Source organism: Nocardia sp. NPDC003963 (genome assembly GCF_053605105.1).
In genome coordinates this window covers 288,630-312,680 of record NZ_JBSGIP010000003.1, presented here as the reverse complement: position 1 = coordinate 312,680, position 24,051 = coordinate 288,630, and the positions used below count along the sequence as shown (strand labels likewise).

Genomic DNA, 24,051 nt, shown 5'->3' with positions numbered 1-24,051 from the left:
CGGTATGGCCGGAGAGATCGAGCTGGATCCGAGTGAACTGCTGCGGCAGTCTGCCCGCCTGGCCGAACTCGGCGAGCAGGTCGGCCGCGCCTGTGCCGACCTGCGCGGTTCACTGGACCTCGCCCACGGGTGCTGGGGTGACGACTATATGGGCGACGCGTTCGCGGAGGACTTCACCCCCAATGCCGATCAGTTGCTGGCCGGTCAGCAGGCCATGGCGGACGGTTTGCGCGATGCCGCCGCGGCGATCCGCAGTGCCGCTGACCGATTCGCGATCGACGATCAGGACGCCGGTCGGCGCATAACGCAGACGCCCGGCCCCGGCCTCGGCGACGAGACACGTTTCGCGTCGGCTCGTGTCACCGAGCCTGCCGCGCCCCGGACGGTGACCGATCCCCAGGCGGCTCCGGACCGCCGAGCGACGGCGGAATCGGCGACCCCGTCGCGGACGGAGCCCGGTATCGGTGCCGCGCCACCGGGGACAGCACCGACCGGGGTGTCGAATTCCTCCGCTGCTCAGGTGCCGCCGCGGAGTGACAGGCAGTCGGCCCCCGCTGCCCCGGCCCCGGATCGGCCTCGTGAAACCGGCCCCGTGGACGCGCCGAGTCGTAGCAACCCACCCCGCTCGGTATCGGCTCCCACGACGACCGGTCGCCCGGCGCCCTGGAACTCCGCGCCTGCCGGACCCAATCGAGTCGACACCGGGCCGCGTGCGGAGTCCGCCCGTCCGGCGCGTCTCGGTTCCGGAGAAAGCCCCTGGAGCGGACGTTCGCCGAATATGCCGGGCCGGCAGCCGCCGGTCGGGGCGAGTCCGCAGAACGCTTCGCCTCCACCGGGATCCCAGCCGCCGCGTGGCAACAGCCGCCGTCCCGCACCCGAGCGACCTACGGAGAACCTCGATCGTTCGCCCGTGTTCGCCTGGCTGGCGCAGATGCTCGTGCGGTCGCACGGTGTCGAGGTCGCCGGGTTCGATCTGCCGGACCTGGCTGAGCAGCCGATGCGGGAGTTCGCCGCGGCCGTCGACCGAGTGCTGACGGACTATCCGATGATCGTTGTCGATCGCGTCGCAGTGGCCGAGCTGGGCGACGATGCGGAGCTGGTGCAGTGGCGGCAGGAACGGCGGATATCGGCGACGATCGGGTCGATAATCCTCGACCGCCGTGCGGCACGCACACCGGGCGGCCCGGTGACCGCTGCGGCGAGCGATATCGCCGCCGCGCAACCGGACAACACCGGCGGCGTGCTCGACGACACAGCCGACGCGCGATCGAGTGATTCCGCTCGTGCACGACCGGAGGGCGCCGCTCGCGAGCAATCGGGTGGCACTGCTGCCGGGGAGTCGGGTGGTGCTGCGGGTGGCGAGACGGCAGCGACGGCAGCTCGGGAACCGGATGGCACGGTTGCCGCCGCGATGGATGATCCGGCGGCGCGATCCGGTGGTGCGGGGATCTACGCCGAAACCGTTCGTGCTCTCGGTCCGGCGCTGGACAGCGCCGGTGGTGGCGCCGCCGGGGCCGGTGCGCGGCGGGCGTTGGTGGCCGACTACATGAAGGCAGTCGAGGGCCGCTACACGACGCTGGCCGAGCTGGTCCGCGGATTTCGCCGGTGGCGTGCCGAATTGGCCGGCGCGACGGACGAATCGGGCCGATTCGACGTGCAGCGGGCCATGAGTGCCGGATTCGCCGAGGTCGTACTGCGGGGCGGCGAGGCGAGTGCGCCGGCCCGGACGCTGCATGCGCTGCTGGTCGACGCCGCACATCAGCGGGACTAGGTGGCGCGGTTGTTCGAGTCGACATTGCTGAATCCCGTGGTCGCGTTGCGGGATGAGTTCGAGGGGCTACCGGATTCCGTGCGGTTGCCGATCGAGATGGTGGTGTTCGGGGGGATGCTGCCGAATGCGGACATCTCGCAGATGCGGTGGCTGGCCGAGGAACTGCGCACCGATGCCGCCGCATTGGGCGAACATGCCGAGGACCTGAAAAACATTCTCGCGCAGGAGCATTCTATCGGCAGGTTCGGTGACGGGTTACGCGGTGCGTTGGATCAGCAGCAGGACGGCGCGGGCAAGCTGGGTGAGCAAGCCGTGGCGCTGGCCGATCAGCTCGATGCGGCCGCCAATGAGGCGGAGAAACACCTGTGCGTGATGTTCGTCTTCGCGATCGATCTTGCGGTGCGCCTGGTCGCGATGATGATGGCGGCGTCGGCGTCCGGTCCGGCCGGGGTGGTCGCGGCGGCGCCCTCGGCGCAGGCCAGTCTGCTGGCCGGGCGGGCGCGGGTCACGGCCATGCGGGCGGCGTGGAAACAGGCGTATGAGCGGATAGCGGCGAATACCGCGGCGCGGATGCCGAAGGTGGGGCCGGGGCGGTTCGCGGTGGTGGCGGTAGTCCAGGCAGCGGGGTTGACCGCCGGGGTGGATGCCGGTGTGCAGGGGCTACAGGTGGCGGCAGGGCATCGCGATCCGCTCGTGATGGGGGCGGACGGTACCAACCCGACCGGGATCGACCTGAGGTCGATCGGATTGGCCGGCTTCGCCGGTGCGGCCGGTGCGGTGGGCGGTATGCTCGCGGCCCGGTACGCGCCCACGATCTTCCCAGCGGTGGGATCCAGCCCGATGCTGGCGGGTCTGGTGCACGGCACCGCGGGTGCGGTGTCCGGTCTGGCTGCCACGGCGCTCGTCGCCGGCTGGCCGGAGCATTACACAGAGATACTGGGCGCCCTGGTGAACGGCGGATTCTCTGGTGGCATGTATGCCCGCGGCGGGATGCCGCGACCGGGGGTCGTTCCGCAGACCGTGGACGGCAGCGGGGGTTATGTTCACCCGGACGCCGGTCCGGCCCGGCACGTGGGGCCTACGGTGGCGCACGGGATTTCCCAGCAAGCCCGGGCGGAGTGGGCCGGCGCGGAAGCAGCGTGGACCTCAGGGGATCGGCCCGGGGCGACGGTGCCCGATTCGGCGGTCTCGGCAGACAGCATGTCCGGTGCGCCCGCAGAGCGCTCGGCTGCCACGTCCACGTCCACGTCCACGTCCGCGGCCGCGGATCCGGTTCGGGGAGGCGAGCCGGGACATGCCGAGCGGACCGAGTCGGCAGGTCGTTCCGATCCGTCCACGGTGGACCGTCCCGAGTCCGCGTCTGCCGCGGCCCGGTCGGCGGAATCGGTTCCCGGTGTGGTGGAGCGCGCGGAGCCGGTCTCCGCCGCGGCGCGCGCGGAACCGGTAGCTGTCCCCGGCCCTTCCGGTCATGCGACCGTGGCCGACCGCATATGGGCGTCGCCGGATGTGCCGGGAACCGAACCGGGGGTGGTCGCCGCACACCCGAACCCAGCGGCGGTGGCAGCTGGTCCGGAGCCCGTCGCCGGCCGGGTCGAATCGTCGGGCGCCGTGGCGGGTGCAGATGCTGCCGGGGCCGGGGGACGTCCCGAGACCACCGGTGCTCCGGGCCGTCCCGCGACGGCGATGCCGGCGGGCCGGGTCGAGACGCCGGCACTCGACAGTGTTCAGCGCAATCCTGCGGGGGGCCGGATGCCGGGGGAGGCGCCCCGGACAGTGTCGGCGACCGGGGAAACCGCACCACCACCGCGGGCCACGGACACCGCCGTCAACCGTCCACACGCCTCGACTGCTGCTGCCTCGACCGAACCTGCCCCGGCCGGTCCGGCGGCCGAGACGGGCGCCGCCGGAGATCGTCCGGTGCCGCGGGGCGTGGACGGCGGTGCCGAGGCCGGCCGGAATGGGATGGGCACCGATGCCGGTCGGGCTCGCTCGTCCGACGACGGACACACCACCCGCACCCAGGCGGACACCGGCGCCGTCAGTGAGCCTGCTACGGCGGGTGGGGAGAAAACCTCCGGCGAGCGTGTGGGTCGGGCCGCCGATTCGGGCGAAACCACCGGTGAGCCGGGTATTTCCGGTGACCGTGCGGTGCCGGGTGAGTCGGATGTTTCCGGTGACCGCGCGCCCGCCGGGGATGCCGAGCCGGCGGGGGCATCCGGCGATCGAGTCCCGGAAGGGCCGACGTCGCGCGAGCGCGCCGAGGCGATCCTGGCCGATTTCCGTGCCCGCTCGGCCGAGCACCTTCCGGCGCATCTGCGCTTGTCCAATCTGTCCGACGAGGCGGTGGCCACGGGGCTTTTCCACGGGGGTGAGCGGGATTCGCTGATCGCGGGGATGGAGATCATTCGGCGCCAGACCGTGAGCGAGCAGATCCCCGGCGGCATGGTGGTGCGGCATACGCAGCTCGAGGGTGCGCTCGAGCTGGCGGCCGGGCGGCCGGTGGAGATGCTGCCGGGGCAGGGCAAGACGTTGATGTTCATGCTGCACTCGATGCGGCAGGCGGTCAGCGAGGGATCGGTGCTGCTGGTGACGACCGCCGACGGGCTGGCCCATCGTGAGTTCACCGAGTACCGGCGGGTACTCGAGCCCTTCGGTATCGACGTGCTGCGTGCCGATCAGGAGTCCGGGTTCGGACACGAGCCCGGTCGCCCCACGATCGTGGTGGCCACCGGCGAGACGGTCGGGCATCTGTGCAATTCCGGTCGGGAGGCGCCGCCGCGCAGCGTGGTGATCGATGAGATGGACGCCGTCGTCGACCGCGGCGAGAAGACGTTCATCCGTTCGGAGAACCAGTCGGAGGCGGCCGCGCCGCCCACCGCCCGGGAAGTGTTCGACGCCCATGATTTTCTGGCCGACGCGCTGGCGAAGGGGCAGTTGTCATATGAAGATTTCGGTCTGAAACGCCTCGCCGAAGAAATCGATGTCGAACTGCCCGACGGAACCTTCGAGATCGGGGCCGACTACTGGTACGACGGGCAGGCGAGTCTCACCGCTGGTGGGGTGGAGAAGGCGCAGGCGCTACCGGGCGGGCAGCACTGGCTGCAGGACATGGGACGCTCGCGGCTGGAGATGGCTGCCGCCGCCGAGTTCACCACCCGCAACAAGACCCACTATGTGATGGATCAGGGCAAGATCGTCATCATCGATCAGGGCGAACACGGCCTGCAGCGCAATCCGAAGACCTCCAGTGAAACCCGGTGGAGCGCCGAGGCGGGCAGGTCCAGTCTTGCCCAGGCCGTGGAGGCCAAGGAGATCCGCGCCGCCGAGGCGATCGGGATGAGCACCGAACAGCACGGGATCGTGATCCGCGCCGACACCGACTCCGCCAAAAGTATCACCGCCGCCGAGATCTACGGCACCGCTCGCTTCTTCGACCACGTCACGGGCGCCTCGGGCACTCTCGCCGACCTCGGTGGCGTCCTGAAAACCGTCTACAACCTCGACGCACCGCACCGGGTCGACCCCTACAACCCCACACGGCTGGTCGAGGGCGCCCCCGAGGTGCACGAGAACACCCGGGCCAAACTCCACGCTCTCGCCGAATCCGCCCACGCGATGTGGGACGGCGGCCGCGGCCGGTTCCAGGAAATCCTGTGCCACCGTAACGATCTGGTGGAAAAACAGGTGAACGCACTGGTGCGGGCCGGTGTGCCGCGCGACGCGATCGAAGCCGTCGACGCCACCCGGATCGCCAAGTGGGGTGCGGACTGGGAAACTCGGCTGCAGAACGTTTTCGACGCCGCCGGCGCGCAGGGCAAGATCCTGGTGATCAACCGGCAGGGCCAGCGTGGCGTAGATATCTCCCCCTCCGACGAGGTACTGGCCCAGGGCGGCATGCATGTCTGGATGACCGAGGTCCCCGAACAGTCCTACATCTACGAGCAGGGCAAGAACCGTACCGCGCGCAACGGCGCACCCGGCAGCGCGCAAGCACTCATGTCCCCACAGGACGGGATCATCCGCAACGCCGTGCACCTGAGCGGGGTCCGCGAAACCGTGGTGACCTACGAACGGGCTGTCGGCGCACACCGCGCGGACCCGACTCCCGAAACGCACCACGCCGTCGTCGAGTCCGCGGCGGCGTTGGCCTCGCTCGTACCCGGGCTGCAGGAACGCGCCCACCATCAGCAGACCGCGCAGTTCCTGCTCCGCTACGCCCCCATCTCCGAGCCCGAGGCGCTCCTCGAGGCCGTCACACCGTGGCATCCGGACAACACCGACCTCGCCGGGCCCGACACCCCCGCCGACCGCGTGCGCAGGCTGGCCGGGCTGCTCGGTGTTCCCTATTCCGCACTTGCCGCCGCGGCAGCGTCCATGCCCGAAGACGACGCGATCCCCGAGGACGACGACTCCTACACCGAAGGTACGTACGCCGACACCGCCGACGCACATCGTGGCTCTGCCCCTGTCGCCGATACTGTTCGGGACACAGGCGCAGCCACGGACGAAGCGATCCGCATCGCCGGATCTCGTACCGCCGAGGAGGCTGATCCGCTTCGCGAACTCCTGCGCCGCGCCGCTGTCCCACCCGCAGCGGTCGAAGCTCTGCACCAGTCCATCGACGCCACCGCACCCGGCCGAGCCGTCCGGTACGCGCTGCTCACCGACGAACAGGCCCTCGACCACCTCACCCCGCGCCGTGCACAGCTCGCCGCGGCCCTCGGCTGGGATGCCGCGGATGTCGAAGGCGCCGAAGGACTGCGCCGGGTCGGCGCTGCGGCAACCGCCGCCCAGCGCGAACTGGCCCGTGCGCTCGCGGCGGCGGCCGAACCCGGGCCTGCCGCCGAGCGCGGCCCCGGCCCTTCCTCCGACGCGTCTCCCGCACTTGTCGAGGTCAGCGCGACCATGGCCCGCGACATCCTGGGCGAATCCCTCATGGGCGAGGTGTCCGGTGGCGCGGCGAACCGGCAGTACGGCCCGGAAACCGAAGCGGCAACCGCCCGCGCCGACCGAACCGTTCCCGACGCGGAGGTCGTCGAAGCGGCCGCGCACTATCTCGCCACCACCGCCCTGCTCGACCTCGTCACCGAGATCCATCGCCGCAGCCCCAACAATTGCGTCGACAACGGCGTCACCGGTATGCGCGTGCTCTTCCCCGGCAAGGCCGGCCACTTCACCATGCCACCGGGCGGACTCGCTTTGCGGGGACGCGACTGGGCCACCACCCGACAATCGTTCCGCAACGGCGCACCGCACGAGTCCCGCTCGCTCGACGACGCCGTCGCCTCGCTGAAGCAACGCCCCGGAGGCGTCCAGGTCCTGGTCTACCGGTGGAAGAATTCCGAGGGCCGCGGCGCCGACGCCGACAACCATCTCGTCGTACTGGTCAACGACAGCACCGACCCCGCCCGGCCGAACCTGAAAGCGGTCGACCTCGCCGCATCGCCGGACGGCGACTACACCGGCGATTTCGGCCCCGAGCACCTCGCCGACCGCCGCGCCATGCTCAACCGGGCCGTCCCCTTGGCCACCTGGCAGCGTGAGCAAGAGCGCTACCTCGGCAGGCTGCCCGCGGCCGACCGCCGCTTCTGGACCATAGACTTCGACGCGGCCGGCGAACTCGTGCCCACCAGCGACCCCGGCACCGCAGCCGTGACCGAGCGGCCGGAAGTGGGTCCGGAACAGGAGCGGGCAGTCGAGGAAGCGCCGGCGCCCGTGACCGGGGCCCGGACAGCACAGCAACCCGACCGGCCACCCGGATCGCGGATCGACGCTTCGAACTCCGTCCGCGGCGTAGAGCCCGCCCTTGTCGGCGCCCGGCCATCCGAGGACTCTGTTGTAGCCCCTGCCGGTGAGCCGAACTGGCGGGTGCGACGCCTGCGGGACGAGATCGAGCTGACTCGGTACCTGTATCACAAGGAGGAGACGAAGCAGGCGGCGCGGGCGATGATCGTCCGCATGCGTGAGGTGCTCACCGCATTGCACCCGGATGCCACCGAGGACCAGATCGAACGCGCATTCCTCGCACCGGAGCGAGTCCTGGACGGGATGGTGCCGCGCTCGGTGTCGTTGGATGAGCTGCTGGCGGAGGGAAACCTCCGACAGCTGATGCAGGCGTTGTACAACCCTCTCGTGCGCCGGGGTGATCTGGCGCCGGAGTTCGAGGGTACCGAGTTCGCCGTGCCGATGCTGTATGCCGGCCTCGCGCGCTTGATGAACGAACGCGGTAACCAGCAGAGCTGGGAAGAAAGAGCCCGCGAGCTGGGACTCGATGATGTCGCCCTGAGGGAGGTCCGCGACCGGATCACCGGTGGCGACCCGCAGCGTGATGTCGGCGAAGGGGAGCTGAAGGACATTGTGAATCAGGCCCACGATGCCCCCGATCTCGACGATATCGTGGCCGAACGCACCTGGAGCAGCGCGGAGGAGCGCAAGTTCGGTCTGCGGGAGCAGGTGCGCCTGGGAATCACCGTCCAGGACTGGGCGCTGCTGGGAATGCCGTTGTCACGCTGGGAAATGCAAGTGATACCCGGTGAACTGGTCGCACTGCGCAAGAGCCGGCTCGACCCCCGCCGGGAACTGCGCCGTGACGAGCACGGCCTCGTCCGCGAGGATATCCTCGAAGACCGCCTCCGCTTCGAAGATCGGCTCCGCGATGGCAGCGGAATCACCGATACCGTCGGGCCCGTACGCTTTGTCATTGCCACGTACGCCTATGACGACAACGGCCGCCGGATGCGGGACGAATCGGGCGATGCGGTGGTCACCGATGTCTTCGTCTACCGCGACGCCGGAGTGGTCGATGCCGAAACCGCCCTGGCGCTCGACCCGGACGTGTTCGCCGTGCCGCTCCCCTGGGGAACCGGTTCCTCGAAGGTGACATTCGACAAGGAAGGCCGGTTGTTCCGGGAACTCGCTGTCGAACAGGGCATCCCGCTGCTGGCCGGGATCTCGGGCACTGCCGCCCGGTTCGCTTCCGCATTCCGGTGGCTACGACCGGAGGGTGTCGACCCCGTGGATTTCGCCGGGGCGATTCTGGCCAAGCTGTCACCGATCCACCATTCGATGTACGAGCAGCTCCGCGGTATGCAGTTGACCGGTCTGCGGCTGCCGCTGGTCGACGAAGCCGTATCACGGGCCCGCGACGGCGCCGTGAACGAGATGTTCGCGGCCCTGTCCGAACAATTCGACCGCCGCCCGCTACACCATGCCTCCGAGATCGCCCATTTCACTCCGCCCGATGACGATGGCATACCGTCGGCGACCGAACGCGATGAGACCGGGTCCACCGGAGCGATCGGAAGCACCCGGCACGAGCCGGGTGGGGGCGATGCCGGGTCACCCGGGTGGATCGGGAGCAGACCCGCCGATTCCGGTGCTCGTCCGGTGGAGTCGTCGTCGAGTGGTGAGTCGCGGGGACTCGATCCGGTGGGACCGGTCGATACGCGATCGGGACTGCCGGCTTATGTCGAGCCCGATGACGACCTGTATCGGCGGGCGAAGGGAATTCTGGCGGATCATTGGGGGAGTGGAACCGATCCCGGTGACCTTGTACCACTCCGGCAGGTGAATCGGCGCGCGGGTCGCCCGGCGCGGGTTGCCGGTGCCACGGCGAGCCTCGCGGCCAGGAATGCTCTCCGCGTCGAGAATCTGAGCGGCGACGAGCTGCGGACCCTGTTGCGGGCGTGGCCCGAATTCGTCGGCCAAGCCGGCGGATTTCCGCGAGAGGTACGCGATCAGGCCAATCGGTGGGCCCTGGCCAGGGCGATTGCCGGGTTCGAGGATGCGGAGCCCGCGGATCGGCTGTCTCGCCGTGACCGGGCGCTGCGGGACCATGTGTTCAATGCCCGAGATCTGTTGATCAGAGCGAGAAACCGCGCGGTGACTCTGGATACGCCCGGCGTCCCGGCGCCCACGGTGCTGCTCGAATGGTTCGATGCCGAGGACCCGGGTGCCGGATCGGCCATCGTCTCGATCGGCAGTGCGGACCCGGTGGCGGAGGCGTGGCATGTGGACGGGTCGGCCGGGAATCTGCGGCGGCTCGATCAGCGTGTGCAGTTGGCGGCCAATCATTACGAGGTGGCCGCCCGGGCGAATCCGGATCGGCCGGTTCGGGTCGTGGTGTGGTCCGGGACCGACGGCCATCGCCTGGCAGCCGATATGGCGGCGCTGACCACCGTGCCCGCACCGGCGCCAGTGGTAGGGACCCAGCTGGTTGTCCACGGCGGCGGCGGTCGTGCGGCGAAGAAGGCACTGTCGTACGAGGCGATCACCCGGACCGTCGACTCGGTGGTCGTCTGTGGCGAATCGAATATCACCGCGCTCGGTGATCGGCCGGCGGACCTCGAATCGCATACGAAGCTGTACTTCGGAACAGCGTCTCAGCCGGGTAGCCCCGCCGAGCCGGTGCCCTGGGCGGGCACACAATTCTCCTGCCGGTTCCCGTTGGGGAACTTCGCTCAGGCGAACACCCTGGCGCGCATCGCACGCATCAGGATGCTGCCGGATCTCAAGCGGCTGTTCGAATTCGGCAAACCGCTCGCCGATGAATTCTTGAGCTATATCGACGAGCGCGTCCACGTGCCGACGGAAGCGCTGGGAAACCTGGGCGCCATTCTGGCCGATCGTCCGGACCTGCTGGCGCTGCACAGCCCGTCGGCCCGACCGGTCGGTTTCGCGCACTACCTGCGGCGCGGAGCGGACACCCGCACCGAGTCGCCCTACGACGATATTCTGCCCCGGGATCCGAGCACCGGCAGGCCGACCCCCGAGGCGACCGAGGCGGATCGGGTGCTCGCCGCGGCGGCCCTCGACAGATACGAAGGCCGGCCCGCCGACCCCACGGTCCTGCTTCATCGCGGGCTTCCGGACGACTACATCCGGGCGGCCGAACTGGCTCGCCGCAACCGGGACTGGTGGCAGAACCTGACCGGCGAACACCAGCGCGCCATGGTGGCCGCCCACCCGGAGGTCATGGGGAACGCACCGGGAATTCCGTCCGGCGTGGCCACCTACGCCAACGAGTACTGGCGGCGGCGGACCTGGTCGGACATCCGTACAGACGTTGTCACGGAGGGGGTCGGCAAAGGCTTCGGGATAGGCATCGGGAAGAGCAACCGTTCGGCGGTGTTCCGGAATCTCTATGCCGTCGAGGAGGCGCTGACCCGTGCGGTCGCCGTCCACCGCGATATTCCGCAACCGATCGTGTCCACGACCGCCCTGGACCCGGCGGCCTTCGGTGGCAACGGGTCCGGGTCGTTCGTCATCGGCAACAGCACACTCGAAGACGCCGACCACGTGATCTGGTACGTGGACGGCGTGAATACGCGGCTGCAGACGTTGTTGATCCGCCTGGAGCAGGCGCGGAACCTGTACGAGGAGATGCTACGGGCCGATCCCTCGGCGACGGTCGCGGTGGTGTGCTGGCTCGGATACGAGGCGCCGGCGAACCTGAAGGAGCATTGGGCCGCCACGCCGGCCCTGGCGGCGGTCGGCGGGCAGGCGTTCGCGCGCGATGTCCTGGCCCTGCGTGCGACGTCGGCTGCCAAGATGTCGATGATCGGTTACAGCTATGGGTCGGCGGTGGTGTCGGAGGCCACCGTGGGCGGTCGGCTGGACGGCGTTTTCGAGCACGGCGTGGTGCTCGGTTCGCCGGGTCGCGGCTGGCGCTACGACCCCGCCGCCGACCGCAGCTGCCGGAACAGATGGGTGATAGCGCAATCCAGCGATCCGATCCCCGCGCTCGGTGCGACCAGTCCCGACCTGCACGGCCGGCAGGTCGGTGTGCTGCCCCTCGGCCTGGGTGTCGACCCGGCGACCGATCCGACGGCGGTGCGGTTACGGGGTGAACGGTGCTTCCCGGACACGCTGACGAAGCCCGACTACGGCCACATCCAATATCTGGGCTACGCGCTGCCCGCGGCGGCCCAGCCCAACGAGTCGCTGCACAATCTGGCGCTGGTCCTGACCGGCCGGGGCGACGAGGCACTGCGCGAAGAGCGCCGTCCCCTCGTCGACGATCCGCCGTGGACGCACAACCTGCGTGCCCCCCTGATCGACCCGGCCGCCGACCGTCGTGCGCCGCAACTCGATCCACCACCGGCGCTGATCGGCCGGCGGCCGAGCCGGCGGACTCCGGTGACCGATACCGCGAGCGAACTGTCCGGGCGGATACCGACGCCGTGGAGCAGACCCGCCGGGCCCGGCACCCGCACGGCGGGATCGGCGCCGGAGGACAGGGCGCGGGCGGCACCGTTGTCGCATTCCTCGGATGCCGGGCAGCGGGGGCCGGTGCCGGGCAACGGCCTCATCGGCAGTCGTCCCCCGTCCGAACCCGTCATCGACCCGGAGGAATCCGGCGGGCGCGCGGCGACGCCACGAACGTCCGGACGACCCGGTCCTGGTGCGCCGGTTCCAGTGGAGCGAGCCGCGGGTGAGCCGGAGGCGCCACACAGCGACTCCCCGACGGGCCGGAGCCGAGTTTCGGAGTGGCGCAGGTGGCGGCTGGAGTGGGAGATACCGCTGGCCCGGGCGCTGTACGACAGCCCAGGGGCGAAATCGGCGGCGGTCGCCATGCTCGAGCGCTTGCGTGAGCTGCTCCCCGAACTGCATCCGGGCAGGACTTCCGAGGAGATCGAGGCGGCGTTCTACGCGCCGGAAATCGTGACAGCGGGTGGCATGGTGTCCCGCTCGGTGCCGTTGGACGAGCTGGCGCGCGACGGTAACCTGCGCGAAATCATGGCGGCGGTGTACAACGCCATGTGGCGCAACTGGGGGCGTCCCGAATCGCCGGGAACAACGCTGGACGAGGGTCTGGTCGCACTGCTGAATCAGCCCGGCCGGCGGGTTCGGGCGCGGCAGCTCGGACTCGATGCCGAGGCATTGGGAGCGGTGCGTGACCGGATCACCGGTGGCGATCCCGACGCCAGGATCCGAATCGAGGATTTTCGTTCGGCACGCCAGAACGCGGTCCTCGATCCCGAATACGACTACATCCTGGACGATCGCGAGCGCAGCGATGCTGCGAAACGGGCCCGCGGCGGAACCGAACAGGTTCGCCGCAGCCTCACCGTCCAGGATTTCGCGCTGCTGGGCATGCCGTTGTCGTTGCGGGAACTGGAGGCCGTCGACGGGGCTCTGGTCGCGCTGCGCAAGTCCCGGCTCGATTCGGACCACCGCTTGCCACGTGATACCCGCGGGCGGATCGATATGGACGAGCTGGAGCGCGAGCTCGGCACGGACGACTCGACATTCCGCTATGCCATACCGCTGTACGAATACGACATCGACGGCCGTCGAGTGCTGGATGAGCACGGGAACGAGGTGGTCACCGACGTACTGACCTACTACGAGGCCGGCGTTGTCGATGCGAAGACCGCGCTGAGCCTCGATCCGGGTGAGTACGCCGTTCCGATTCCGGCGCGATCCGGTTCGGCGCTGATCGACCTGGCCGAAGACAACGACTGGTTCCACGAGATCGCGGTGGAACGCGGATACCCGCTCATGACGGGGATTTCGGGAACCTCGGCGCGTATGGGCGCTCGATTCTTCTGGATGGGGCTGCCGGATGTTCCCGTGCTCGACGCCGCCGCGGCGATTCTGGCTTTCGAAATGCCGCAGCATCATTCGCCGATCGAGCTGGTGCAAGGGCTCGATATGGTCGGCCTGCATCTGGTGGACAACGAAGTACAGCGGGGTGGTCCCGCGGTGCTCTACCCGGCGTTGTTCGAACTGTTCGGAATTCCCGAGCCGGCAGGTGGCGCGCGGATCACTCCGGTGCCGGTACCGGCTGCCGATGATCTGTCCTACACCCTGACCGACCCCGAGGCTGCTGCCACCCGGGAAGTACTGGCGCGCACCGAACACGGCCGGCAGGCCCTCGGCACACTGGCGGAACTGGATGCGCAGGTGCGGTTCGAGCCGGTTGCCGCGGCGCGGCAACCGGATGCGGTGGACAGCCGCACCGGAGAAATCGTCATCAGTTCCCTCGGCCGTGACAGCAGCGGTCGGGCGGAGGCCGTAATCCGGGCCGTCTCGCTGATGGCGTCGATGGCCGCCGAAGGGGCCGAGATGGATTCGGCGGCGCAGGGGTATTGGGACGCCAGGTGGAAATGGGTCGGCCGGGAACTGGACGAGCTGGCGGATTGGAGCGAGGCCGAGGTCGAGGAGGGGGCACCGGAGTCGGCGCTGGCGCGGGTGCGGCAGGAGATCGAACTGCTATCCGGGGAGATGGAGAGGTCGGCACTGTCGTCGATACGCGGTGTGGAAGCTGATTCCGTGGGGGCCACAATCCTGGCCGAGGAACGGCGCGTCGAGAGTGCGCAACGGCGGAGCCGGGCGTGGCAGAAAGCGGAGCGCGTAGCGGCTCACCTGGGTGCGCGCCCGTCCTTCGATTCCGGTCCCCGGCCGACCGCGACACAAGACGAAGTCCGGGCACAGCAATACCGGGACGAGCGTGCGTGGGCCGGGGTTGCCGCGAACCGCCGGAACTACCTGGACGCGCTCAGTAGCTCACCGAAGCGCGACCGGCTGGATCCGGTGTGGTGCGAGCGGCTCGACATACCGTCGGGCGAGCCGCTGTCCCGGGGTGTCGAGGTGCCGGTGCCCGGCTCGGTCTTCGCGCTGGATTTCGCGAATCCCGAGGTGCGGCGGGGCGTCATCGTCGTGCCGTTCGCCGACGCCGCGACCGCCAAGGCAGCCCGCATCGTGTCGTCGGCCGAGTATCTGGTGCGGCAGGGCTGGTCGATTTCGATGGTGGCGTTGCCCCCCGCCGGATACGACCGGACCGGCTGGACGCTGCGTAAGCACTTCGGTGGTGCCGCGCTGGACGGCTTGCGGCGGCTGCGTGACGACAGTGCGTCGGGCGAGGTCGCGGGTGCTTTCGATATCGCGATGGTGTCGGTGGACACTGCGCGTCCCGGGCGGATCGACCGGACGCAGGAGCTGCTGGGAGACCTGTACGAGCACTACGTCGGACTCGGGGCGCGGCTGCGGACCGCCGCCGACGACACCGAGCGTGCTGCTGTGCGGGCACGGGCCGCGCGCCTGCTCCAGGAGGTGTACCCCGATCCGGCCCTGCAGCAGACCGTTGCCCGCGAACTCGGGCTCCTGGCCGGTGCGCAAGACTGGACACCCGGCGAATCCCGCAGTGAGCCGGTGTATGAACCGCTGTCCGAGGAGGCCGGGGATCGGGTCGGCGCTTTCCTGAATTCCGACCGCCTGGTGGAGATGGTCGCGACTTTCGAGCACCTGCACCGGAATCCCGAACTGTCCTGGCAGGAAGAACAGACCATCGCCTACATCGTGGGCGAACTCGAGAGCGCCGGGATGCGGCCCGAGATCTGGCGGGACAGCGACGGCCGGGTGGCCGGCGTCACTGTCGACATCGGTCCCGACGGCGCCCCCATCGTCGGCTACCGGGCCGATATCGACGCTCTCCCGGTCGAGGAACCCGCGAACGGTGTGCCGTACCGTTCGACCGCCACCGGTCTCGATGCCGACGGCAACCAGGTGCCGGTCATGCACGCCTGCGGCCACGATATGCACACCACCATCGCGCTGCACACCGCCATGGGGCTGCACACGATGCAAGACCGGCTCGGGGTGCGGGTCCGGGTCATGTTCCAGCGTGCCGAGGAGGTCGGCACCGGTGCCATCGCCTTGGATCAGACCGGCGCCATGGACGGCGTCATCGATGTGGTCGCGCTGCATACCGATCCCTCGATGGCCACCGGCACCTTCGGCGTCCTGACGGGCCCGATGAACGCGGCCGCCGTCAAACACGAACTGTCGCTGCGCGGTAAAGGAGGTCACGGTTCCCGTCCCGGGGATACCGCCAATCTGCCGGAACAGGCCGGTAAGCTGCTGGCCGGCCTTCCCGATGTGGTCCGCGACAAGCTGCGCGGCCGGGGCATGGTCGGCCGGGACTCGCTGTTCGTCATGGCCTTCGGGTCCGCGCACACCGGGTCGGCGATCAATGTCATTCCCGATAAAGGCACGCTGGCCGGCACGGTCCGCCTCTACAGCGAGGCCCTGTTCGACCGCGGTGAGCTCAACGCCCTGCGGGCGACCGTGAACGAGGCCGTCGCCGAAGTACTCGCCGGCACCGGCCTGGACTTCGATCTGGACCTGACCGTGGTCGCCCCGCCGGTCCTGAACCACCCCGACTCGGCGGAACGGTTCCGCCGGGCAATTACCGACGCAATCGGCCCGGAAGGTGTCGGTACCCGCAACCCGTCGCCGGGCAGCGACGATTTCGGGGTGATGCTCGCCCGGACGAACGGCCGGGGCGCGTATGTGAATATCGGGGTGGGACCGGGCCCCGACCTGCACACCCCCGAATTCGTCGCCGACCCGGAAGCACTGCCCATCGGCGTCCGGGTGATGCTGCACCACTTCCTCGGCAGGCCTGCTGTTCCCACCGCCGGGCCCGCCGGCGCGATCGGTCGGAGACCGGGTTCGGAGCCGGACCCGGTGCAGGCAGCGCGCACGCGAATCCTCGACGACGCCTTCGCCCAGCTCGCCGCGCCCGGCGAATTCACCACAGCCACCTGGGCCGAGATCGCCTACAAACTGTTCCACGCACCACAGCGAAAATCCGGGTCCGACGCGGTCATCCGGTCCTTCATGGCTGCTGTCGGCGTCCATCACCTCGGCCGGGTCCCCGATTTTCCTCACGATATCGATCTACTCGCCATGGTTACGAGCCAGGACGAGTTCATCGCCCTCATCGTCGAACACGGCAACACCACCGGTAGAATAGGCAGCCGCCCGGGTGCGGTCACCGAAGGTTCTGGCGCATACCTGCCGGCCGCAGGGGGGAGCCGGTCGTCGGGGGATGAGTACCGGCATCCCGATCACGGGTATGTAGATGTCGAGTTCGAGCCGCACTTCATGGGTTCTGTTGTGCGGCGGATGGTCCCCGATCGGCGCTACATCATCACCGGAGGATCGGAAATGCTCGCCGAGATCGACGGTGAGCTACCACTCGCTACGAATGCCGTGGTCACCGTCGATGACGCCGGCCGGATACAGGTGCGGGCAGTCCGCAAGGTTGTGGTGGACGGGTCCCGGGTGCGTCCCGGGGAAACTGTTGTCGTGGCCGATGGGGCGCAGCTGCGCATCGGGGGTTGGGGGCTCGGTACGTACCGGGCGCAGGTGAAGGTCCGTCCGCAGAATGTGGATATCGGATTCGGCGGGGCTTCGGTGCGGCTGTTCGCGGGGCGCACCGAGACCGCGGGGCCGCAATTACTGGGGCGTCCTGCGGCCGAGTTCGCCGACGGTGAGCAGGTGCGCCTCGGTCTCGACGACGACGGCGCCGTATGGGTGCGGTACCTCGGGCCGGGTGAGTTCCGGGTGCGTGGGGATCGGGTGCAGGCCGACGAGCAGTGGGTGCTGCGTCCAGGAGACGAGATCGAGTGGGGTGAGGTGTGCGCGGCCGCCGAATTCACCCAGCCGCCGAGGCCACCGGGAGCGGCCGATGTGTTGCCGTCCACCTCCGGGCGCTTCGGTGAGGCTCCGATAGCCGGGTCCGATCCTGCTGTCCTCACACTCGGATCCGGTACCGATTTGGCGCGCTTGCTGCCGGGAACTCGGTTCGTGCACGAATACGAGCCCGAGCGGCGGGATGCGCCGCGTCGCGTCATGGTGGAACGGGACTTCGACGGCGAGGTGTGGTTCGCCCATCCGAACACCGGTACCTGGGGTGTGGTGGAAATTGCCGGTGCGCCGGTCGAACCCGGGACTCGGTACCGGGCGAAACCGGGGGAGCCGGTGTTCTTCGGCGACTGCACGGTGCGGCTGACCGGCCCGGGCGTTGCGCCGGAATCGGTCGAGGTGACCTGCTCGCTGGACGACGATACGGCAGACGGTGAGCCGCCGCAGGTTTCGGTAGCACTCACCGTCGGCGACGACCCGGTCCGCATCGACGCCACACTGATCCCGGAATGGGGAGATCGACCGTCGGCGCAGGTGGGGTTGTATCACTCCGGCCGGATGTGGTTGCGATACGTGCCACCGGTTTCCGGTGATACGCCCGAACCTGCCGAGATGTTGCGAATCCTCGCATCGGAGCAACCCGTGGACCTGGGCGACGGTGTCACGTTTCGTGCGACGTTCACCGAGCTCGCCGACCCGCTGGTGCACGTACTCGGCCGCGAGCCCAGTCCGGCGGACCTGCAGGTGATCAACATACTCGGCGCATTGCCGGCGCCGGTATACCAGCGGATTTCGGAATACGTGAATCAGGTTCGCGGCGGTGGCATCGTCATCGGTGACTGCTCGCGTCTGCGCCTTCCGGATACACCGGGAGTGAGGGCGCGGTTCGGAGTCGGTGGGCTGGCGCGCTTCGGATGGCAGTCGGTGACCGGATTCCTGCTGCCGGAGGCGCGCACGCTGAAGATCAATTCAGCGGCGGTACGAGGTGTTCCGGTGTTGGTATGGCAACTCGCCGGCGATCTGGTGAATGCCGCCTACGGCGCAGATGGCCACCCGTACAGCGACGGACACCGGTGGCGGGAGCTGTATGCCGAACTCGGTGGGGACAATGCCGACAATGCGGTTGCCGCGGACAGGCGTGCGGTGTTCTTCGGCAGCTGGTTCAGCGCGTGGATGGCCGGTGACGAGGTTCTGACCCGACTCACCGGTGGTGCGAAACCGGCGCGCCGGATCAGTGAGTTCTTCCAGGACCTGTTCGGTGCCGACCCGGGGACCGTGTTCACCCGGCAGTCCGGACGGCGTTCGTCCGCGTTATTCGCGACAGCCGAGCCCGATTCGGGGGAGTCCGATCAGGAGAAGCTGGGGGTGCCGCCGGAGGCGAACAACGACGTCTTCGCGAGGAAGAGCCCCAAACAGGTCGGGCGGATCCTGCAGCGGTCGATGCGGGCCGAGCAGAAGAAACTGTGGCGGGAGCACCCGGAGTTCGAGCCGCCGTACAGCGTGCCCGAATTCGTCACCTTCGGATTCGACCAGCGCGGTCTGAACCCCGAGACGGTACGCGAGTACGCCCGCGAAGTTCTTGCCCGTTTCCGCGCCGAACCGGTTCCTGATTTCCGCTCCGCGGGCATCGCCGCGCTATCGGAAAAGACCGCGCTATCGGAAAAGACACTGGCCGAGTGCGTCGTTGTCACACATCACGATACGAAGACGAGCTATACCCGAAGCATGACGCTGAATCTCGCCTATGCGAGTGACATCGACACGTTCGTCTACGAGGCACGGCGCGGTGCGGCGACCGGATTCCATCCCCGCTCCTCCGCGGACCGACCGATGCAGGCGTTGATACGGCACGAATGGGGGCATGTCCGCGCCGCCGTGGGGCCGCGCCGTGCCGCTGTCGAAGCCGGGCCGTATACGTTGCAGGTGGCGTTCGAAGCGGGTATGGACTACAGCGTCTTGCTCCGATCTTTGAGCGGCTACAGCCACCACCAGGATTATCCGGACTTGCTGCAGGGGGAGGAAGCTCTCGCGGAGGCACACCAGGACTACCTCGCCCGCGGCGCCACCGAACGGGAACGCGGCGCCTACGCGCCCTTACTGGTGCGCGCACTGGTCGACCTGGAACGCCGGCATTTCGCGGCGGCGGTCTCGGGGAGAAGCCACCACCTACAGAGCACGCTCGGACCGGAGCGGGATCCGGCCTCGCTGCTGGGTGAGGTGCCCGGCGACGAGTGGAGCGAGAAGTCCGTAGCACGGAACCGCAAACAGCTGCTGGACATACTGCACGAGAGGGAGCCGGGCCGGCTCTTCCACCTCGACAACCTCGACGCCGATGCCCTCGATACGGTGAATCCGTTGATCTTCGCCGAATTCTGTCGTGCAGTGGTCGATTTCCGCAGTGACCATCCCGACTCCGATCTGCGCGTGTTCGAATTCCGCGAAAAGACCGAGAAGCAGCCTGTCGTCCAGGTAGTCCAGCAGTGGCTTCCGCTGCGCACTTTCCATCGGGTGTTCACGGTCGCGAGGCAGGCGGTGGAGTCGGTGGACTCCTGGTTCAGCTGGCTGACCAAGGAGATCGATGCGGGTCGGGTATCGGCCGGTGCGCTGGAGCGGCCCGTGTATTCGGTCTTCCGGCAGGCACTGGACGAGCACGCGCAGGCAGACGAGCACCGTGATGCGGGCGCCTTCCTGAAAGGGCACCACGACCGGGCTGCCGGAGAGAGGAGTGGCGACTGGCCCACCTCCGGTTCCCGCACGGAGCAGCAGCGAGCGTTGCCACCGGAAGCCGCATCCCACGAAGCTGCGGCGGACGCAGCGGAGTCCCCACGCAGTGCAGGCCCCGAGGATCCGAGCACCGAGCCGGTCGGCGACGCCGCTGCGCCCGACGGCGCGATCGGTCGGAGACCGAGCGATGATGCCGCGGGTGGAGCGGATGCCGGACCGGGGTGGGCGGCGGTCGAGGACCTGCGGCGCGATGTGTTCGCGGGGCATACCACGATCGCCGATATCGGTATCGCTCTGCAGGCGGAGTTGCGGGCGTTGCCCGGCGGCGAGGACCACCGCGTGTTCGGGTTCGATCTGGCCGATGCGGATGTGGATATCGGCGAGTTGCGGGTGTACGCGCAGGCGGTGCTGGATATCTGCACAGTCTTCCCCGGGGATACGACGCTCTGGATCGCGCTCGATCGGCACGGCTCCGCGCGATACATCAAGACCTACGACTCTTCTTATCCCGATACGCGGCGGCGGTCGATCGTCCTGGATCTCCAGACCGGTCGATTGAGAGGCGTACCCGAACATTTCCCCACGGCGATCTCCCCCCTGGGGGAGCGTCGCGGTCATTCCGCAGAACGCGCGAGATATCTGTGCGCCGTGCGTGATCTGTTGCCGCATTTCGATATTCCGGGTTGGGAGTACGCCGGCCGGTTGGTGCTGCCGACGCTGATGGAACCCTTCGAGCAGGACTTCGCGGAGACTGCGCGGCCGGTCGAGAGACAGCACGGTCCGCATCGGGAAGCATTCGATGATTGGCGGGTCCTGCAGGGTCTCGGCACGGGCGACTTGATGCGCGGGCTCGGCGGGCAGTACACAGTGGCCGTCGGGGTGGCTGTGGCATTCGCCGAGGGCCGTGCCGTGGCGGGCAGCCCCGCTGGGCGGCTGTACGAATTACTGGCGGCTCAGGACGGGATCGAGAAGCGTCCGATCACCGGGGACGTACCGATCGGTGAGCTGCGGGAGGCGACGAATGCCGAGAAGCTCGGGGTGCCGGCGGATCTGGTGGATGAATTCTCCGTCGTCGGCGCCGATGCGGACCTCGGTGATCCGGATGCCGTCGCGCGGGTCAACAAGGCAGTGGGGGATACGTTACAGGGACTCCTGCGTGGTATCCCGGGACACGAGAACATCAAAGTTTTCGGTTTCGATTCGCCGCATCTCGACACCGACGTGGTGAAGGAAGTCGCCAGGGGGATGGTCTGGCTGATGCAGACGTATCCGAATACCGATATTCGCGAGATCGGTTTCGGTGACCTCCGCTATACCGGCGACGACAAAACCAAAGCCGAGACCCTGCCGGGGCACGGTGCCGTCCGGTGCTACACCGAGTCGATCGTTTTCGACACCACATGGGCCGCGAGCGCCGGCGAAGTTCGTAAGCAGGCCCGGCACACGGTTGCCACAGGTTTGCATCCCGCGAGTTTCCTGCTGCGGCCGGTCATCGCCTACACCGCACACGAATACATGCACGCACTCGGCGTGGCGGGCAGCTACGACGGCGAAGTGGCCGCCCTCGAAGCCCTGGCCGATCTGTACCTCGCCGAGGAGCGCGGCGAACCGACGCCGGCCGGCTGGCTGGCCTGGCTGCGCACCGCGATCCCCGCCTACGGCTTCGACGGAGCCGGTCGTTTCATAGCCGTAGAATCGGTGGCCGACGGCGGGGGCGATGTAGCCGTCCGCCGGTATGTGCTCGGGCCACACGCCGAGGTCCGAGCCCCGAGCCTGGTCCAGCACGATCTCCTCGTCGAGGCCGCGGCCCGCAACGCGCGGCACGGCCGGTGGGAGTCGATGCTGGACGCACGCAGGTTCCGGCGCAACGAGTCCCTCCTACTGCGCTATCGCCGAGCCGACGCCGGCACAATGGTCGGTGTCGCCGTTCAGGCGTTCGATGCCGCCAGGGGGCGGGTTCTCGGTGCGGTGGATACCTCCGGTGGTTACGCGTATTCCGATCGGCCGGAAGAGTCGCAGCCCTCGGATGCCGGTGAGGACGGTTCCCGGTCCGAGGAGTCGCGGGGAAACAGGGGCGACGGCCTCATAGGCAGGCGTCCCCGGCCCGTACCCCCGGCGCAGCGGTACGGGCCGGGGATCTCCGATGAATGGTCGGAGCTGATCGCAGCGGGGACCTCGCGGCTGGGGCGCAACCGTGCGATCGGTGCCCGGTTGCAGTCGGTTCTGCGTGCCCTCCCCGGCCATGACGATGTGGTCGTGAAGTTCGACGATTCCCGGTTGACACCGGAGGTGCTCGCGGAGTTCGCGCGGGCGTGGGTGACGCTGTTCACCAGATACCCGGACGTGGATGTTCCGGTCATCGAGCCGTCTGTCCTGTGGGAAAGTGAGGCGGTGTCGGCGTTCGCCTCCGATGATCCGCGGCGTACGCGGGTGGCCGGTTCGTCGGCAGAGCAGGAACCGCCGCGGGTGCTGGCACTGTATGTGAATCGCCGGTTCTTCCTGAAACCGGACGTTTTCCGGTCGGAATCGGGTAGGACCGACACACCGGATGATCCGTACGACGACTACTTCCTGGAACACGTGAACCGAGCCGTGACCGCGGGTGAGCTGCCGGAGTTGGTGCAGGTTCGGCCGGCCTACGCGGTCGCCGTGCTGGCATTCGCCGCAGCGCTGGATATTTCGCGTGGCCGACGGGCCCATCCGGCCGTGGACGAATTGTTGCGCGAGACATTCGCCGGTACGGGTCGGCCACAGCACGGGCCGGAGTTCCGGCGGTGGCGGCTCGAGATGCTGCCGGATGCGGTCGAATGGTCCACGGGCGTACTCGACAAGTCGAAGGCGCTGACGCTGGGGCTACTGAGTACGGAGTTGCCGGTGAGTACCGAGTTGTCGGATGACGAGAAAGCACTGCTGACCGGGCTGGCCGGACTGCTGAATGCGCACGACGGGTCGGTGCCGCGCAGCGTGGCCGCAACCGATACCGGCCCAGTGCCCCTGCCCGAGCCCGGGAACGCGGCATTGATGCCCGCCATGGTGATCGACGACGAGTGGGCGGCGCTGTCGACCGGGCACGACATCGCGACGCATCTGCGCAATGTGCTGTATGCCGAAACCGGACGGCATTTCGAGGTGACCGGGTTCGATTCGGAACCGGACCTGGATGTGTTGCGGGAATACGCGCGGACCGCCGTCGAGTTCCGTGACGATCTGGTGGCCTACAACGTCCCCGAAATCGCCATCGTCGACACCGAGAAGGCCAGCGGCACTAGGTCATTGGGGTATGCCGAACTAGCCTACGACGAAGATGCGACACCGCGGCGATATGAATACCAGCGACCCGGCGAGCATGCGGTCCGGCTCATCCACGCCCGGCGACTGGTACTGGACCGCAGCTATGCCACGAACGCCGAGAATTTCTGGCGTGCCAAGACTATCGCGGCGGACCTCGGCTACCACCCCGATAGCGGCCGGCATCGTCCTGTGCGAGCGTTGGTGTTGCACGAGCTGGGGCATGCGGCCGACTTCGCGGGGCATGGGGTGGCTCGCACGCTGATCGCACATGCGCTGCTGGGCCACTACATCGCCGAACGCCTGGGCCCGGCCACGGAAGCCGACTACCAGCAGTGGCTCGAGGGGCAGCTCTGCGGATACAGCTTTCACGCCGACGGGCAGCTGAACCCGGCTGAAGCGATCGCGGAAGCGTTTTCCGATGTCCGGTCGCGGGGCTACGACAACGTCGAGGACGCGGTGCGGATCATCTACGACCTCACGGTCGGCGCCGCCGATACTTCACCGGCCGGACGGGTGCGTCGATTCCTCGACCGCCGGCGATTCGGTGCCGCGCGGTATCACCGAGGGGTCGGCGGCACGATCACCCGGCGGACATCCCGGTCCTCCGGGGCTCTGGTCGACGGCACTGATCCGCACGAAAAAGGCGCGCATGAGGGGTCGACCGCATCGATCGGGAACAGACCCTCCGAGCCCGACACCCACTCGGCGGGGCCGGCGCCGGGTGACGGCTCGCGGCCGACACCGTGGACGCTCGGTCAACCCGGTTCCAACGGTTCCCTGTCCGAAAACGGCGCTTCGACGCCGGGTCGGCGACGCTGATCGGCCCGCTG

Annotated in this window: 2 protein-coding genes; both read left to right on the top strand. The window is 68.6% G+C overall.

Going from position 1 to position 24,051, the window contains the following annotated elements; translation table 11 throughout:
* The first annotated feature begins 4 nt into the window (after positions 1-4).
* Positions 5-1,771: a hypothetical protein gene (locus ACWEWT_RS11915; protein ID WP_452558329.1), complete on the top strand. Its 1,767-nt coding sequence runs from the start codon at positions 5-7 to the stop codon at positions 1,769-1,771.
* A gap of 9 nt (positions 1,772-1,780) precedes the next feature.
* Positions 1,781-24,040, top strand: coding sequence for an amidohydrolase (locus ACWEWT_RS11910; RefSeq protein ID WP_452558328.1), 22,260 nt, complete (start codon positions 1,781-1,783; stop codon positions 24,038-24,040).
* Positions 24,041-24,051: the final 11 nt, after the last annotated feature.